Origin of the sequence: Mesorhizobium sp. M0998 (assembly GCF_040318885.1) — a bacterium.
In the GTDB taxonomy this organism is placed as follows: Bacteria; Pseudomonadota; Alphaproteobacteria; order Rhizobiales; family Rhizobiaceae; genus Mesorhizobium.
The window spans coordinates 15,285-32,197 of sequence record NZ_JAMYND010000029.1 but is presented as its reverse complement, the minus strand read 5'-3'; the positions used below and the strand labels follow the sequence as shown (position 1 = coordinate 32,197).

The 16,913-nt window shown below is 63.9% G+C and carries 5 protein-coding genes; 4 read left to right on the top strand and 1 reads right to left on the bottom strand.

Annotation, left to right across the window (positions count from 1 at the left end; genetic code table 11):
- Positions 1 to 6: 6 nt before the first annotated feature.
- Positions 7 to 5,487: an alpha-2-macroglobulin family protein gene (locus NKH59_RS24050; RefSeq protein ID WP_353023294.1), complete on the bottom strand. Its 5,481-nt coding sequence runs from the start codon at positions 5,485 to 5,487 to the stop codon at positions 7 to 9.
- Between the two features lie 273 nt (positions 5,488 to 5,760).
- Here NKH59_RS24050 and NKH59_RS24045 point away from each other — a divergent pair, with 273 nt between their 5' ends.
- The 4 genes from NKH59_RS24045 (at position 5,761) to NKH59_RS24030 (ending at position 16,905) form a co-directional block, all read left to right on the top strand.
- Positions 5,761 to 7,686, top strand: a complete 1,926-nt coding sequence (locus tag NKH59_RS24045) for an autotransporter assembly complex protein TamA (RefSeq protein WP_352831264.1) — start codon at positions 5,761 to 5,763, stop codon at positions 7,684 to 7,686.
- Positions 7,686 to 13,736 carry a translocation/assembly module TamB domain-containing protein gene (locus NKH59_RS24040; RefSeq protein WP_353023293.1) on the top strand — a complete coding sequence of 2,017 codons (6,051 nt, stop codon included), beginning with the start codon at positions 7,686 to 7,688 and terminating at the stop codon, positions 13,734 to 13,736. The genes NKH59_RS24045 and NKH59_RS24040 overlap by 1 nt, the downstream gene beginning before the upstream one ends.
- A 260-nt stretch (positions 13,737 to 13,996) precedes the next feature.
- Complete coding sequence (locus tag NKH59_RS24035) at positions 13,997 to 15,649, top strand: ABC transporter substrate-binding protein (RefSeq protein WP_352473524.1); 1,653 nt, start codon at positions 13,997 to 13,999, stop codon at positions 15,647 to 15,649.
- A gap of 221 nt (positions 15,650 to 15,870) precedes the next feature.
- Complete coding sequence (locus NKH59_RS24030; protein ID WP_352453204.1) at positions 15,871 to 16,905, top strand: ABC transporter permease; 1,035 nt, start codon at positions 15,871 to 15,873, stop codon at positions 16,903 to 16,905.
- Positions 16,906 to 16,913 lie beyond the last annotated feature (8 nt).

The following is a 16,913-nucleotide window of genomic DNA, read 5'->3' as shown; positions in this document are numbered from 1 at the left end:
CTATCCTTACGGCGCCTTGACCTCCATCATGCCGGTGGCGGTGCGGGCCGAATATTGCGGCCGGTACATGTCCTCGATCGTTGCCGCCGGGTGGGCATAGGTGCCCGGCGTCACCGCGCGCACGACGTAGGCGAGCGTGATGTTGCGGTCGCCGTCGCCGTCGTTGGGATTGAAAGCCGCGACGAAACGGTCGTCGCGGAATTCGAGATGAGCGGCATCGGTCTGCGCCAGCCAGGAGAAGTTCGTCAATTGGGCGCTGGAGACCAGGCCCGGATTGTCGATCTCGAAGCCGGCCGGCAACAGGTCGGTGATCAGCAGTCGCGAAGGCCAGGTGTTCTGCTCGTAAACCTTGAGCACGACGACATAGCGTTCGTTCTGCTTGACCTCCGTCACGTTGGCCTCTGTGCCGTCTAGCTTGTAGTAGGTACGGCTGATGGTAAAGCCGTTGCCGCCGGCCGGCAGAGGCTGGATCGGCGAGGCCACGGTGGTGACGACCGCCTGCAGCGGATTTCTGCCGGTGTTGACGATGGTCAGCGGACTGTCGGCCAGGTCGCCACCAGCGATCTGGTCCGAATAGCCGCCGGCATGCGGTGCGCCGTTGACGGTCAGCGCGATCGAATCATTGCCGGCCTTCAGCGCGCGGGCCGCCAGCAGCATCCAGGACTCGTCCTGTGTGCTGGTCCACCTGGCGTCGGCGCGTTCCCTGGTCACTAGTTGGATCAGCGCCGGCACGATGGTCGGCACCGGCTTGCTTTCCGCGGCAAGCGCCAGGATCGCCGCGCCGTCGCGCAGCGGCGAGCCATAGTCGGACCGGTAATAGTCATATTCGGGCGTCGACTTGGCCAGTTGCAGCGCGGCCTGGAAGGTTGCCTCCGAGCGCTGGGTGTCACCGTAGAGCGCGAGAGACGCCGCCAACTGGGCGACGGCCATCGGGCTGGTAAAGGCTTCGAGCTGGGTGTCGGCATAATAACGCAGATCGCCGACCGAGGCCTTCTTGTTGCGGGCAAGCACATAGAGCGCATAGGCGATCTCGCTGCCGCGATCCTGGACGTCCTGATCGTAGCCGATCGCGTTCTGCAGATTGCTCAGCGCCTGGTTCATCGCCAAAGCCGGCACGTCGTATTTCTGCTCGCGCGCCCGGGTCAGGAAATCGGTGACATAGGCGTCGAGCCACAGATCGCCGGAACCCGGACCCCACAGGCCGAAGCTGCCGGCCGATGCCTGGTAGCTCAGCACCTTGTAGATAGCGTCCTGGACGCGGCCATGCAGATCGGGGTCGCTGGCCATGCCGATGCCGGAAGCCATCTCGTTGACGTAGAGAAGCGGCATGGCGCGGCTGGTGGTCTGTTCGGCGCAACCATAGGGATAGCGGTCGAGCGTCATCAGCAGCGACGGTACATCGAAGGCAGCCGCCTGCGAAACGCCGACGCTGACCGAAGCGCCATCGAGCAGGCTTGCCGCCAGCAGTTCCTTGTCGACGCGCAGCGCGCCGCCATTGCCCTTGAGGTCGACGACCATGCGGGTGGTCACCGGCAGTTGCGCTGGGCGCACCGGCACATAGAGCGTCTGCTCGACGGCGGTGCCGTCGGCATGCGCAAGCTTGATGGTGATCGAGGCGTTGCCCGCGGTCCGCGTAATCAACGGCACGGTCAGCGTCTGCCGCTTGCCTTTGGCCAGCGTCAGCTTTTCAGGCAAGGCGGCACTCCCGGTAGACAGGTCGCCCGTCGTGTCAATGGTCAGCTTGTAGTCGCCAGCAGGGCCGTCGGTGTCGGCGACATCGAGCCGCATGACGGCGGAATCGCCGGGCGCCAGGAATCGCGGCAGGCCGGCGGTGATCACCACCGGATCGCGAACGATGACGTCGGACTGGGCATGGCCGACTGCTTCCTTTGTCCAGGCGACGGCCATGACGCGCACGGTGCCGTTGAACTGCGGTATGTCGAAGTCGATCCGCGCCTTGCCGTCGGAGTCGAGCTGGACCGGGCCGGAGAAGAAGGCGACCAGCTTTTCGGTCGGCGGACTGCCTTGCGATTGCATGTTGGCGCCGTCGCCGCCGGTGCGCAGCTTACCGGTTGTGCCCAGCGAGCCGTCGATCAGCCGGCCATAGATGTCGCGAACCTCGAGACCGAGCATGCGCTGGCCAAAGAACCAGTTCTCCGGATCCGGTACCTTGTAGTTGGTCAGGTTGAGGATGCCGACGTCGACGGCCGCGACCATGACATAGGCGTTGGTGCCGGGCTGCACGCCGGCTACGGCCACCGGGATCGACAGCTGCTGGCGCGGCATGGTCTTGTCCGGCGGCGCCAAGCTGACGGCAAGCTTCCGCGAGCCGGGATCGAGCTTCAGCCATTTGACGCCGATGGCGCGCGCCGGCATACGCGTCTCTTGCGCATCGCCCGGCCTGAACAGCGTTGCCGTGACGTAGGCGCCGGCACCCCAGTCGTCGCCGACCGGGATGTCGACGGTGCTGCCGCCGGCCGGCACGCTGGCGGTGACGGTCTTCAGGAGCTTGTCGGCGCCGATGGTGACGAGCAGCTCGCCGGCAAAGTGCGGCGACACTTTGAGCTTGGCCACTTCACCCGCCGCATAGGTATCCTTGTCGAGGGCGATCTCTAGGCCGTCGGGCGTTTCGGTGGTGGTGGAACTGACATACCAGCCGGCGTCGAACTCGTAGCTGGTGGCCGGGCCTTCCGGATCCGCTGTCTCGATCTCGAGCCGGTAGCGGCCCCAGTCGACCGGCAGCGACACCGTCGCCTCGCCATCGGCGCTCAGGTCGACCTGGCCGTTGGCCACCGCCTTGGTGAAGGTGACCGGCTCATAGTTCCAGGAGTTGCTCGAGCGGTACCACTGGTAGCTGCGCTCGACCTTGACCAGCGACCACTGCGCGCCCTTCAGCGCCTCACGCTTGCCGTCTGGGTCGACAGCGATCAGGCTGAACTTGGCCGTGCCGCCTTGCGGCACCTCGTCGTCGTCGAAATCCGGGCGGATGCCGATCATGTGGCCCTGCGGGCGGATGCCGATATTCAGCGAGCGCTCGACGGCACGGCCGCCGGTTTCACGCATCCTGACAGTGACCTTTGCATCGACCAGCTTGGTGGTGGATGGCAATTGATCGACGGAGACCGGGAAGGTCGCCTTGCCGTGCTCGCCGACCACCGGCAGGCCGGTGAAGGGCGTCACAGTCGGTTCAGCCGACTGTTCGTCGGCCAGACCGAAGGAATAGCCTTTGAAGCGGTCCCAATCGCTGGCGGTCGACAGCGTCAATTCGCCTTCGAGCGCGAGGCCCGCGGCCGGCGCGCCGTAGAGAAAGCGGCCGTCGACGGTAATGTTGGCGGTCTCGCCCTGGGCGATCTCCTGCTTGTCGGAGGACAGGTCGAACTCGATGCGGTCCGGTACGAAGTCCTCGACCAGGAACATCTGGCTGGCGACCGCCGCCTGCTTGGGATCGGTATGGATCGCCACCGTCCAGGTGCCGCGCATGGCGTTGGGTTCCAGCGGCAGGTCGACTGCGTGACCGCCGGCCGATGCGCCATCGCTGACGATGCGGCGGTCCTCGACGCCGTCGGGCCGCGAAAAGATGAAGGTCAGCGGCAGGTTCTCGACCGCCTTGGCGGCACTGTCGCGGGCAAGGGCCGCGACATGGACATCTTCGCCGGCGCGGTAGATGCCGCGCTCGGTCCAGGCATAGACGTCGAGCGCGCCAGGTGCCGGCCGTCCGGCGACGCCACGGTCGGACAGGTCGAAGCCGGCGCGGCCCATATCGAGGAAGACGAAATCGTCGTCGCCCTGTTTGGCCATCAGCACGGCCGGCGCCATGCCGCTGTCGCCGCGCGTCAGGCCGGGATTGAACACCGCCCGCCCTTCCGCGTCGGTGGTCGCGGTGCCGAGGATTTCATTGTTCCTGGCCAGCAGCGTCAGCTCGGCGCCGGCGATCGGCTTGGCGGTTGCGAGCGAACGGGCAAAGACGTTCAGCCCATCCTGTCCGGTATAGGTCGACAGGCCGATATCGGAGACGACGAACCATTGCGTGGCGTGCGAATCATAGTCGTCGCTGCGATCGTCGACGGCTTGTGCGGTCAGCACATAGACGCCGGGCTTGCGCTTCGGCAAAGCCTCGTCGATTGGGAAGGAGGTGGTGACTTCCTTGTTGAGGTCGTTGGCGATGTCGAGCTGGCCTTGCCAGACCGGCTCGCCCATCTGTTCGGAGATGTTCGAAATGTCGTAGCCGTCAAGCTGGCGCAGGAACTGATATCCCGACAGAAGCTGGGCCAGCGAGCGGTCGCCGATGCGGAAGAGCTTCATTTCGGCGGCATTCATGTTGACGGTGACGACCGGTATGCCGCGGCGTGCGCCTGCGGGCAGCACGAAGCTGTCGCCGGTGAAGCGGGCCGAAGGCGCGCGGTCCTGCACGTAGATCGACAGAACCACCGGTGCCGCGGTGACTTCGCCAATGGCGGCCGGCAAGCCGGCGCGGAAGGTCACGTCGTAATGTTGCCCGTGCTCGAGTCCTTCGACGCAGATCTGCTTGTCCTTGGCTTCGACGCCCTTGGGAGCGGCGTTGTCGACAGTAACGAACTGCGAGTAGTCGACGCCGGTCTTGACCAGTTCCTCGGAGAACTGCGCGCAGATGCGTGGCGCGCTGGTGTCGGCATCGACGGTATGATCGATGACGCGGAAGCCCTTGCGAGCCTTGAGATCCTGATAGGCGGCCCTGACTGCCGGCGAATTGACGAGAGCGAGGCTCGCCTCGTAGGCCTGCAGAGCCGGCCTGTAGAGATCGCGGCGATCAAGGCCATCCCCGAGCAGCGCCAGCACGTCGGCGCGCGTCTTGGTGGTGCGCAGCAATTTGTAGGCGTTGAAGGCGGCGGAAGTGGCGTTCGCCGGCAGGGTCGACGGCTCCGAGCTGTTGGCGGTCGGATGGACGGCAAGCGTTTCGCGCGCCAGCTCGAGCCAGAGCTGGCCATCATCCGGCAGCACCGAAACCGCCGCTTCGTATTTGTGCATGGCCGAGCGATGGTCGCCCGTCAGCGCCGACCGTTCGGCGGCGGCCCTCAGCGCCGTCAGCCCCTCGGTCGGCTTGGTGTAGGTCGGGCCAGTGAGGTTGTTGCGGTATTGCTGGGCCTGGTCGGCCATCCAGTTGGGGAAGAAGGCGAGTTCGGGTGGCGCGCCGATGTCGGGATCGCCATCGATGTTGACGACCTTGCCGGCGACGGCGCCACCGAAGGGTTTCAACGAATTGTAATCGGATTTAAGGAAGCACCATTTGGCCTTGAGGTTGTAGGTGAAGGCGCGGCAGGCCGGGTCGCCGAGGCAGGTGGTCTTGCACTGGTCGAGGCTGACATTCTGGTCGGATCTGAGATCGAAACCGAAATAGTCGGAATTGTCCGATGTCACCACCCGCCGGGCTTCGGCCGCTTGCGCGACACCGCTCCAGGCAAAAAAGAGAAGGAAAAGAATCGATAGACCACGAGCCGCGCGCATTGCCATAAACCCCTCCAGACAAGTGCTTACGTCCAGAAATCTTCAAGCTTCAGTCGCGCTTGTCAACATCGGGACGCGGCAGGATCCGCCTGCCAACGGTTTGCTTTCCGGCCGGTGACCGGTAGTAGCTCCATAGGACAGGGGATCACGCTTTCTTGCGGCGACGCAGAAGGTGTGAGTTCCAAGCCCTGTCTATTTCAGCAATTGGATTGTGGCCCCTTTACGAGTGCTTCAGAACTTCATTCCAATTTTAGGTTTGCGAGCTAGGCTAGGAGCGTAATGCCGGCGTATGAAAGGCAGATGTCGGGAGGAACCGCGCCACGGCGCGCGCTTTCGCGCGCCCTGCTTTTCGCATTGTTGTGCTCTACGGCACTTGTTGCCGAAACCGGAAGTGCGGCGGCCTTCGAGATTTTCGGCATCAAGCTGTGGGGATCCAAAGACGAAGATGCCGATATCGTCGACCCGCTGCGCTATGCGGTGACGATCGAGGCGCCGGACGCCGACAAGGATCTCGCCGAGAAGCTCGAAAACGCCTCGGCGCTGAAGGCCGACGAGGAACACCCGGTATCCGGTTCTCTCGGCCTGCTGGCCAAGGCGCGCAGCGACCGTGAGCAACTTGTTGCCGCACTCTACAGTGACGCCCGCTACGAGGGTGTCGTCACCATCACTATTCAGGGCAAGCCGCTCGACGATCTGCCGCCCGATGCCGAGTTTTCGGGTCCGCAGCCGATACCGGTGGTGATAAGCATAGCAGCCGGGCCGAAATTCACGCTTGGCAACATCAGACTGGAAGGCGATGCGGCGGGGCTGGCAAGTGCCGATTTCGGTCTGATCGCCGGCGGTGACGCCAGTTCGGGCGCCGTGCTCAAGGCCGAGGCGGCGATCGTGCGGGCACTCAAGCAAGAAGGCAGGCCGCTGGCCAAGGTGACGGGCCGCGAGATCGTCGCCGAGCACGCCGGTTCGACGCTCGACGTGACGCTTGCCGTCGCGGCCGGCCCGGTCGCCGGCTATGGCGACACCACTGTCGAGGGCACGGAAAAGGTCGACCGCGACTTCACCGAATATATGACCGGCCTTAAGCGCGGTCGCCAATATTCGCCCGATGAGATCGACGATGCGCGTGACCGGCTGCTCGGGCTCGAGGTCTTCAACAGCGTGACGGTGAAGGAAGCCGACGCACTCGACGCCGAGGGCAACATCCCGATCGGTGTCCAGGTAAGCGAACGCAAGCCGCGCTATTTCGGCATTGGCGGCAGCTTCTCAAACACCGAAGGGCTGGGCCTCGAAGGCTATTGGGGGCATCGCAATCTGTTTGGCCGCGCCGAAAAGCTGCGCATCGACGGCAAGATCAGCGGCATCGGCAGCAACGACTTGACCCAGCTCAATTACAATGCCGGCGTCATGTTCGAAAAGCCGGGCGTGGTCGGGCCGGCGTCGAAATTCATTGCCAGCGTCAATACCGTGCTGGAACACCCCGACGCCTACGACCATTTCTCGGTCAAGGGCAGCACCGGCCTATCCTACGAATTGGACAAGAAGCAGACGGTTTCCGCGCAAGTCGCGCTGGATTATTCGAGGATCCACGACGCTTTCGGCAAGCACACCTATCTGATCGCCAGCATTCCACTGCAATATGTCTACGACAATCGCGACAGCAAGCTCAATCCGACCCGGGGCTTCAGGGTGCTGGCCTATGGTGAGCCGAGCTACGACATTTTGAGCGGGGCTGCGTTTGTCAAGCTGAAGGGCGAGGGGTCGGCCTACCAGTCACTCGATTCGGCCTCGAAATTCGTTTTCGCCGAACGTGTCGCCATCGGCTCCATCATCGGCGCCAGTCTTCAAGATGTTCCGGCAGATCGACGCTTCTACTCAGGCGGCGGCGGTTCGGTGCGCGGGTATGCCTATCAAGGCATCGGCCCGAAGGACAGCAATGGAGAACCGATCGGCGGGCTTTCCTTCTTCGAGACCTCGGTCGAGATGCGCATCGCCGTCACCGACAAGATCGGCGTCGTGCCGTTCGTCGATGCCGGCACGGTGTCGACCAGGCAGGTCCCCGATTTTTCGGACATGAAGGTCGGCGCGGGTGTAGGCTTGCGCTATCTGACGGCGTTCGGGCCGCTGCGCGTCGACGCGGCGGTGCCTCTCAACCGCGGTCCTGACGATCCTCATTTCGGCATTTATGCCGGCATCGGCCAGGCATTCTGATGGCAATATTCAGGCGCATCCTCCGTATTCTTTTCTACACGCTGCTCATCGTCGTGGCAGCGGCGGTGGGGGCGGTCGTCGTGCTGACCAAAACCGAGCGCGGCCGCGAAAACCTTGCCGGCATCATCTCGACCATGGCCTCGACCGGCGACCGCAAGGTGACTGTCGTCGGCATCGACGGCATCTGGTCGGGCGCGCTGAGGGTCGATCATGTCGTTCTGGAGGATCGCGAAGGCGCCTGGATGGTGGCGCGCAACGTGGCCGTCGATTGGTCGCCGCTGGCACTCCTGTCGAAGAGCTTCAGCGCCGATCGCATTGGGGCCGAGCGTATCGAGTTGGCAAGGCTGCCGGTGGCCAATACACAGCCGAGCCAAAGCGGAGCGACGACGCTGCCGGTTTCCATCGACGTCAGGCAACTCGACCTTCCCGAAATCGCGCTCGGGCAGGCTCTGGCCGGCAGCGGTGTGGCCGAACTTGCAGCCAAGGGAGCGCTCAAGGCGGACGCCTCTCCATTGGCGATCGAGACCAACCTCAACATCGTTCGCCACGACGGCAAGCAAGGCACGGTCGACGCCAAAGCCCATTTCGCGCCGGCCGACAACAAGCTCGACCTCGACCTTAAGGCATCCGAGCCGGCCGGCGGCATCATCGCCAACCTGCTCAACCTGCCGGGCGCGCCGCCGGTCAACATTGTCGTTTCCGGCACCGGACCGCTCGCCAACTGGAATGGCATCGGGACCTTCGTTGTCGACGGCCGGATCGTCACCCAGCTTACCGGTCGCCATCAGCTCACCGACAAGGGTCATTATGTCGAGGCCAACGGCGATGGCGAATTCGAGCGCTTCCTGCCCGAAACCCTGAAACCGCTGTTTGCCGGCAAGACCACCTTCGACCTCGCCGGCACGGCGACCGCGGCCGGCGGCGTCGATGTCGAGCGCGCCAATATCGACAGCGGCGCCTTGCACGCGACCGCTGCCGGCATTGTCGATCCGAACGGCGCCAGCGACCTTTCGGTGAAGCTCGCCGCAAAGGGGCCGCCGATCGTGCTCAGCCTCGGCAGCGAGGCGCAACCGATAACCGTGGCAATCAAGGATGCCACGGCCCGCGCTTTCGGCGATGGCAAGGCGCCGATGATGGATATCGGCGCGTCGCTGGTCTCGGTGGTGGCGGGCGGCACGCGGGTGGACGACCTGATCGGGCAAGTGCATTCCGATGGTTTCGACATCCAGAACCGTAGCGGGCCGGTCACCATCAAGCTGACGGCGGCCGGCCTGAACACCGACGTCGCGACTTTGGCGCCGCTGATAACGGGCAGGGTCAGCGCCGGTCTCGCCGGCTCCGTCAGCAAGGAACAGATTGTCGTCGATAAAGGCACGCTACGCAGCGACGCGCTCAATGCGTCCGTAACAGCCACAGTGGCGCTTGCCGATCTGTCGATGACGCTCAAGATGAATGCCGACGCGGCTTCGACGGCGCTGCCGCCGCAAATCAGCTCGGTTCTCGGTGAGCGCGTGCAGTTTTCCGCAACCGCGACACGCGACCCGGACGGTGCGTTCGCCGCCAACGCATTGCAACTCACCTCCGGTACGCTTAGCGCCAGCGGCACCGCCAGTGTGCAAGGCACCGATATCCGAGCCGATATCAAGGGTACGCTGGGCGACGTGTCGGTGCTGTCGCCGCTGGTCGGCGCCAACGTCGGCGGCGCCGTCGGTTTCGGGCTTACCGCAAGCGGCGCGCGCAGCGCACCGGATTTCTCGGTTTCGGCCAACAGCGACAGCCTGACGGCGTCCGGCCATACGGTGAAGCAGATCAAGCTGAGCGCGAGCGGCAAGGCCGATATCGCCAGTCCCGCCGCCGATGTCTCGCTGACCGGCTCGGTCGACGACCAGCCGCTCGACCTCAAGGCATCGCTGGTCACAACCGACGGCAAGCGCTCCATCAATGGACTTGCCGTCTCGTTAGCCGACAACAAGGTCTCCGGCGACCTCGGGCTCGACGACAACCTGCTGCCGCTCGGCACGTTGACCCTCGATGCCGCCGATATTGCTCCGCTGGCCGCACTCACAGGCCAGTCGGTAGCCGGCGACGTGCGCGGCACCATCCGCTTTGCGAACGACAACGGAGCGCCGACGGTCGCGATCGATGCGACGAGCACCGTGATTTCGCGCGGCGAACTGGCGGCGAAGACAATCGCCGTCAACGCGCTGGTCGCCAATTATCTCAAAGCACCGGCAATCGCCGGCAAGATCAAGGCCGACACGATCACCTCCGGACCCACGGTGATCAGCGGCATCGATGTCGACCTGAAGCGCGATGGCGACTGGACCGGCTTTAGCGGCGGCGCCACGGTCGCCGGCATTCCGGCCAGCGCGTCCGGGTGGGTCAGGGTTGCGAACGGCACCACCAGCATCGAGCTTGCCTCGGGCGAGGCGACCATCCGCGGCATCAAGGCAGCTGTCGCGCAGCCATCAGCGCTGACAATCGCCAATGGCAGGGTGAGCATAGAGAAATTGGCGCTCGGTGTCGGCGGTGGTTCGGTTGCCGTGTCGGGTACGGCCGGCCAGACGCTTGATCTCGCTGCCACCTTGTCGGCGGTGCCGGCAGCGCTTGCCAATGATTTTTCACCGGGTCTCGATGCCGTGGGCGTGCTCAGCGGCACCGCGCAGGTCACCGGATCGTCGGCTGCCCCAGATATTCGCTTCACCGCCCGGCTCAACGGCGCCGAAACCAGCCAGACCCGGCAGGCTGGGCTCGGGCCGCTGGATCTCGACGCAGCAGGCCGTTTCTCGTCGGCCAGCGGCCTGGCCATCGAGCAGGCGACGCTTGCCGGCGAGAAGATCTCCGGCAAGGCAGCCGGCACCATCAATCCGAACGGTGCCAGCGATTTTTCGCTCCACCTGGCCTCTACCGGTCCGAGCCTGCCGTTGTCGCTTGGCAGCAAGGAGAGCCCGATCAAGCTCGAGCTACAGGCGATATCGCTAACGGCGGCCGGGCAGGGCGCCCAGCCGAAGCTCGACATTTCCGCGACGCTGCCATCGGCCGCCACCAATCTAGCTATGATCGAGGGCATCACGCTTGCGCTGCACTCCGATCGCTTTGATGTGAAAGCCCGGAGCGGGCCGATCTCCGGCACCGTGACTGCCGAAAAAATCGGCCTCGACAATCCGACTATCGCGCCGCTGATCGCCGGCAAGGTCACCGCCAAACTCGCCGGCAGCCTTGCCGCCGATGCCATCGTCATCGATAGCGGCACGGTGACCAGCGACGCGTTGAACAGCGGCTTCAAAGGGCGGGTCTCGCTGGCCGACGGCGCCGTCGACCTCAATGTCAAGGCGGACGCCGCCTCGGCGGCACTGCCGGGGGCGGTACGTGGCGTGCTCGCCGAGCGAACGCAATTCAGTGCCGCGCTGAAGCGGGACGCCAATGGCAGTGTCACCGCCAATACCGTCAGGCTGTCGTCCGGTTCGCTGACGGCAGACGGCCAGGCGAGCCTTGCCGACAACAAGCTCAGCGCCGACGTCAAAGGCGCGCTAGGCGACGTCTCGCTGCTATCCAAGGACGCCAAAGGCGCCATCTCTTTCGCGCTGAATGCGCAAGGTGCCAGCATCGCGCCGGATCTGTCGCTGACTGTCAACAGCGACAGGCTTTCGGTCGCGGCGCGCGAGATCACCGGTCTGAAGCTTACTGCCACCGGCAAGGCTGATGCCGCCAACCCGGCTGCGAATGTGCGACTCACCGGAAATGTCGGCGGCCAACCGCTGCAGGGCAGCGCCGTGCTGGCGACATCGGACGGCAAACGCGCCATCAACGGGCTTTTGCTGTCGCTCGGCAAGAACCGTATCTCCGGCGACCTGGCGCTCGACGATGCCTTCGTTCCGGCCGGCACCGTGGCGCTCGACCTGCCCGATATCGGTCCGCTTGCGGCCCTGGCACTGGAAAAGGCCGATGGCGATGTGCGCGGCACGATCGCCTTCTCCAAGGCGGGTACCGTGCCGCAAGTCGCCGTCAAGGCGACGACGGCCTCGATCTCGCGCGGCGATGTCTCGGCCAAGGCCGTGAGCATCGATGCGCTGATCGCCAACTATCTGGCGGCACCGGTGATCTCGGGCAAAATCCGTGCCGACAGCGTAACTTCCGGCGGAACGGCTATTCGGGGCGTCAACGTCGATCTCAAGCGCGACGGCGAATGGACCGGCTTTTCCGGTGGCGCCACCGTCAAGGATATTCCGCTGAGGGCGGCCGGCCGGGTCAAGGCGGTCAAGGGCACGACGACGGTCGAACTTGCCTCCGGCGAGGCGACCATCCGCGGCATCAAGGCGGCCATCGCCCAGGCCTCGACCATCAACATCGCCAATGGAGTGACCAGCCTCGACAGGCTGGTGCTCAACCTCGGCGGCGGCACGGCGACGGTCACGGGCAAGGCTGGGCAGGCGTTCGACCTCAACGCGACGCTGGCCCGCGTCCCGATCTCGATAGCCAACAGTTTTTCGCCGGGCCTCGATGCCGCCGGTTCCATCTCGGGCACGGTGAAGGTGACGGGCGCGCCGGCCAATCCGGCCGTTGCCTTCAAGATCGACGCCGCAGGCGTTCAGACGTCGCAGACCCGTGGTGCAGGTTTCGGCGGCATTGGCGTTTCATCCTCAGGTACGTATTCGGGCAACAGACTGACCTTCGACGCCAACATGAGCGATGCCGCCGGCCTCGGCCTCAAGGGCGGCGGCACGATGACGACATCAGGCGCGCCCACCCTTGATCTCAACTTTTCCGGCAAGGTGCCGTTCGCCTTCCTCACCAGGACACTCGCCGCGCAAGGCCTGTCCCTCAGCGGCACGGCCGACGTCGATGTGCAGGTGCGCGGCCCGGCGACGTCGCCGGTGATCTCAGGCACGGTCCGCACGTCGGGCGCCCGTCTGGTCGATGCGCGATCGGGGCTTGCGATCAACGACATCACTGCCGATGTCGCTATCGGCAATGGCGTGGCCAGGATCAACCGCCTGACCGGCACGCTGTCGACACGCGGCAGCCTTTCGGCCAGCGGCACCGTCGGCATCGATCCGGCAAAAGGTTTTCCGGCCGACCTGTCGGTCAAGCTCGTCGATGGCCGCTATACCGACGGCAAGGTGGTCACCGCCAATCTTGGCGGCGACCTGACCGTCAAGGGACCGCTCACCTCCGCGCCGGTGATTTCCGGTACGGTCAACCTGGCCAAGACCGTCATCACCGTACCCGAAAAGCTGCCCGGCTCGCTGGCCGAGCTCAACGTCAAGCACAAGAATGCGCCGGCCGCCGTGCGTGCGCAGGACAAGGCGTTGCGCCCGGCCGCTGCAAGCAGTGGCGGCGGCGGCAACGGCCTCAATCTCGACGTCACGGTCAATGCGCCGAGCCAGATCTTCATCCAGGGCAGGGGTGTCGACGCCGAGCTCGGCGGTTCGCTGCGGCTGACCGGCCCGGCATCGTCACCCCAGGCGGTCGGCACCTTCACCTTGCGGCGCGGACGGTTGACGATCCTTGCCAAGCGGCTGACCTTCACGGAAGGCACCGTCGGCTTTTCCGGCTCTCTGGTGCCCTACCTCAATCTCACGGCGCAATCGAAGACGACCAGCGCCACCGTGACTATCGTGGTGTCAGGCGAGGCGAACAACCCGAAATTCACCTTCTCCTCGGTACCCGCGTTGCCGGAGGATGAGGTGCTGGCGCAGCTGATCTTCGGCCGTTCGATGTCGAACCTGTCGCCGCTGCAGATCGCGCAGCTTGCCGAGGCTGCCGGACAACTGGCCGGCGTCGGCGGCTCGACCTCACTGCTGCAGAACCTGCGCAGCGCAATCGGCGTCGACGATCTCGACGTAATCACCGATGAACAGGGTGGCACCGCCGTCTCGGCGGGCAAGTATCTCAACGACCGTACCTATGTGACGATCCAGAAGGGCGACAGGCCGGGCTCGGGCAAGGCAACCGTCGATCTCGACGTTGGGCGCGGCGTCAAGCTGCGTGGCGAGGCAACCGACGCCGGCGAAGCAAAAGGCGGTGTTTTCTACGAACGGGAATATTGAAACCGGCCGTTCGCGCAGAACAACTGGTTGCCTGAGAACGAGTGGCGCAGCGGCGAATGTCCCAGTTTAATTGCCTGTGGGGATTTCGGACGAAATCCCTGGCGCAGTAGCAAATTTGCGCCAAGACTGTCGTTATCGCGCGAACCGCCCTGCTTTCAAAGTTGCACATTCCTTGGCATGTTCCCAATCCCTGCCGTCTTTGACATCATGGCGAGGATGCGGAATGTTAAAAGGCAGAAAGCCAACAATGGGAGTAAGTCATGACGATCTACAAGAGTAACGGCGACCGCGTTCCCGATCACATCCTGGCCATGGCCGAAGACGCCAAGGCAGGCAAGATGGATCGTCGCGAATTTCTAGCTCTCGCCAGCGTCTTCGGCGCGTCGACGGCGATGGCCTATGGCATGCTTGGCCTTGCAGACCCGACGCCGGCCAAGGCGGAAGAGGTCCAGGGCAAGAAAGGCGGCGTATTGAAGGTCGCGCAATGGATCAAGGATCCGAAGGATCCGCGCAAGGCCGACTGGTCGGAAATCGCCAATGCCGAGCGCCAGGCGCTCGAGCCGCTGGTCAAATACACCACCGAATACACGTTCCGCCCCTATCTGCTGGAGAGCTGGGACGTGAATGACGACGCTACCGAATACACGCTGCATGTGCGCAAGGGCGTCACCTGGAACAACGGCGATCCGTTCTCCGCAGACGACGTCATCTTCAACCTCAAGCGTTGGGCCGACAAGAAAGCCGAAGGCAATTCCATGCCCGGTCGCCTCGGTTCGCTGGTCAAGGATGACAAGCTGGATGAGAGCGCGGTTACCAAGGTCGACGATCACACGGTCAAGCTGACGCTCAGCAAGCCGGATATCGCCCTCATTCCCAACGTGTGCGACTATCCCGGCCTTATCGTCCACAAGACCTTCGACGAGAAGGGCGGCGACTTCAAGTCCTGCCCGATCGGAACCGGCCCGTTCGAGTTGGTCTCCTACGATGTCGGCCAGAAAGTGGTCTACAAGCGCCGCGAAGACAACAAATGGTGGGATGGTGACGTCTTCCTCGACGGCATCGAGTTCATCGACTACGGCACCGATCCGGCGGCGATGGTCAGCGCTTTCGAGGCAGGCGAGGTGCACACCAACTTCGAGACGTCGGCCGACTATGTGTCGATCCTCGACGGCATGGATTTGGTGAAGTCGGAGATCGTCACCGCCTCGACGATCGTCTGCCGTACCAATGTGACCAACAAGCCTTACGGCGACCAGAAGGTTCGCAACGCCCTGCAGCTCGCGGTCGACAACAATGTCGTCCTGCAACTCGGCTACGGCAATGCCGGCACGGTTGCCGAAAACCACCATGTCGCCCCGATCCATCCGGAATACTATGAATTGCCGAAGATTGCTCGCGACCCGGCCAAGGCAAAGGCGCTGATGGCCGAAGCCGGCCAGGCCGATTTCGAGCACGAACTGATCACGGTCGACGAAGACTGGCACAAGAACACAGGCGATGCGATCGCCGCGCAGATGCGCGACGCCGGCATCAAGGTCAAGCGTACGGTGCTGCCGGGTTCGACCTTCTGGAACGACTGGACGAAGTATCCGCTGTCGATGACCAACTGGAACATGCGGCCGCTCGGCGTCCAGGTTCTGGCGATCGGCTATCGCACAGGTGAGGCCTGGAACGAGACGGCCTGGTCGAATCCGGAGTGGGATGCCAAGCTCAACGCTGCGCTGGCAGTTGCCGACGCCGCCAAGCGCAAGGAAATGATGAAGGATATCGAGCAGATCCTGCAGGATTCCGGCATTATCATCCAGCCTTATTGGCGCAAGCTCTACAGCCATTCGGTCAAGGCGGTGCAGAACTACAAGATGCACCCGACCTTCGAGCGCGACTACGGCAAGGTCTGGCTCGACCAGGCCTGACCGGACGATCCGGAAAGGGGCGTGTCGCCCCTTTCCCTCGCTCTTTGCATGGTCCTTGGTCCGAAAGTCGGCGCGGCAAAAAGTTGCGGACTCTTCGGCCTGGGTCTGCAATAAAAAGGGTATTGCATCTGGGACTGGTCTGAAGGCTTGTTCTGCCGCTGGCGGCAGCGCACGGCTTGCAAACCGGTTCCACCCCCCAACCCGACCGGCAGGGGACCGCCATGCTTTCTTTCGTTATCAGGCGTCTCGGCACCATGGCAGTGACGATGCTGTGCCTGACGATGATCGTCTTCTTCCTGGTCAATCTCGGGCCTAATCTGAAGAAGCTCGCGATCAGCCAGACCGAAATGCACACATCCGCCGAGCAGCTTGAGGCTTGGCTGGTCAACCATGGCTATCGGCAGAATTTCTTTATCCGCTACGGTCAATGGCTGGGCATCATGCCCAAGCAGCCGGTGACCGACCCGGCGACCGGCAAGCCCGCACAGCGTTTCTCCTTCTGCAACGATCCGGTCGTGCCGACATTCTCCGGCATCCTGCAAGGCGATTTCGGTTGCTCGACCAAGTTCAAGACGACGGTCGCTTCGAAACTCTTTCCGGCGCTCAGCGCCACCGGCATCCTGATGCTCTGCGTGCTGGCCGTAATGGTGCCGATCTCGCTTTTGATAGGTATTCTCGCCGGTATGCGCGAGGGTTCACGCACCGACCGCACATTGTCGGTGGCTTCGATCGCCTCGACGGCGACGCCCGAATATGTTTCGGGCGTCATCTTCACCGTGATCTTTGCCTCCTGGCTCGGCGTGCTGAACGGTTCGGCGGCCTCGGCCAGCCAGGGCATCACCTTCTATAATTTCACCTTGCCGGTGATGACGCTGGCGATCTACGGCATCGGCTACATCGCTCGCATGACCCGCGCCTCGATGGTCGAGGTGATGACCCAGCAATATATCCGAACCGCCCGGCTGAAGGGCCTCTCCTTCGGCAGCGTGGTGATAAAGCACGCTCTGCGCAACGCCCTGATCGCGCCATTCACGGTCATCATGCTGCAGTTCCCCTGGCTGCTCACCGGCGTCGTCATCGTCGAGGTGATGTTTCGCTACCAGGGGTTCGGCTACACCCTGGTCGAGGCCGCCGGCAACAACGACATCGATCTTCTGCTCGGCTGCTCGCTGGTCTCGGTGTTTATCGTCCTGATCACACAGCTCATCTCCGATGTCGGCTACGCGTTCCTCAATCCGCGCATCAGAGTTCAATAGGAGACCGG

Coding starts and splice junctions, on each gene's coding strand:
- NKH59_RS24050 (WP_353023294.1), bottom strand. CDS start 5,487: ATGGCAATGCGCGCGGCTCGTGGTCTATCGATTCTTTTCCTTCTCTTT.
- NKH59_RS24035 (WP_352473524.1), top strand. CDS start 13,997: ATGACGATCTACAAGAGTAACGGCGACCGCGTTCCCGATCACATCCTG.
- NKH59_RS24040 (WP_353023293.1), top strand. CDS start 7,686: ATGGCAATATTCAGGCGCATCCTCCGTATTCTTTTCTACACGCTGCTC.
- NKH59_RS24030 (WP_352453204.1), top strand. CDS start 15,871: ATGCTTTCTTTCGTTATCAGGCGTCTCGGCACCATGGCAGTGACGATG.
- NKH59_RS24045 (WP_352831264.1), top strand. CDS start 5,761: ATGCCGGCGTATGAAAGGCAGATGTCGGGAGGAACCGCGCCACGGCGC.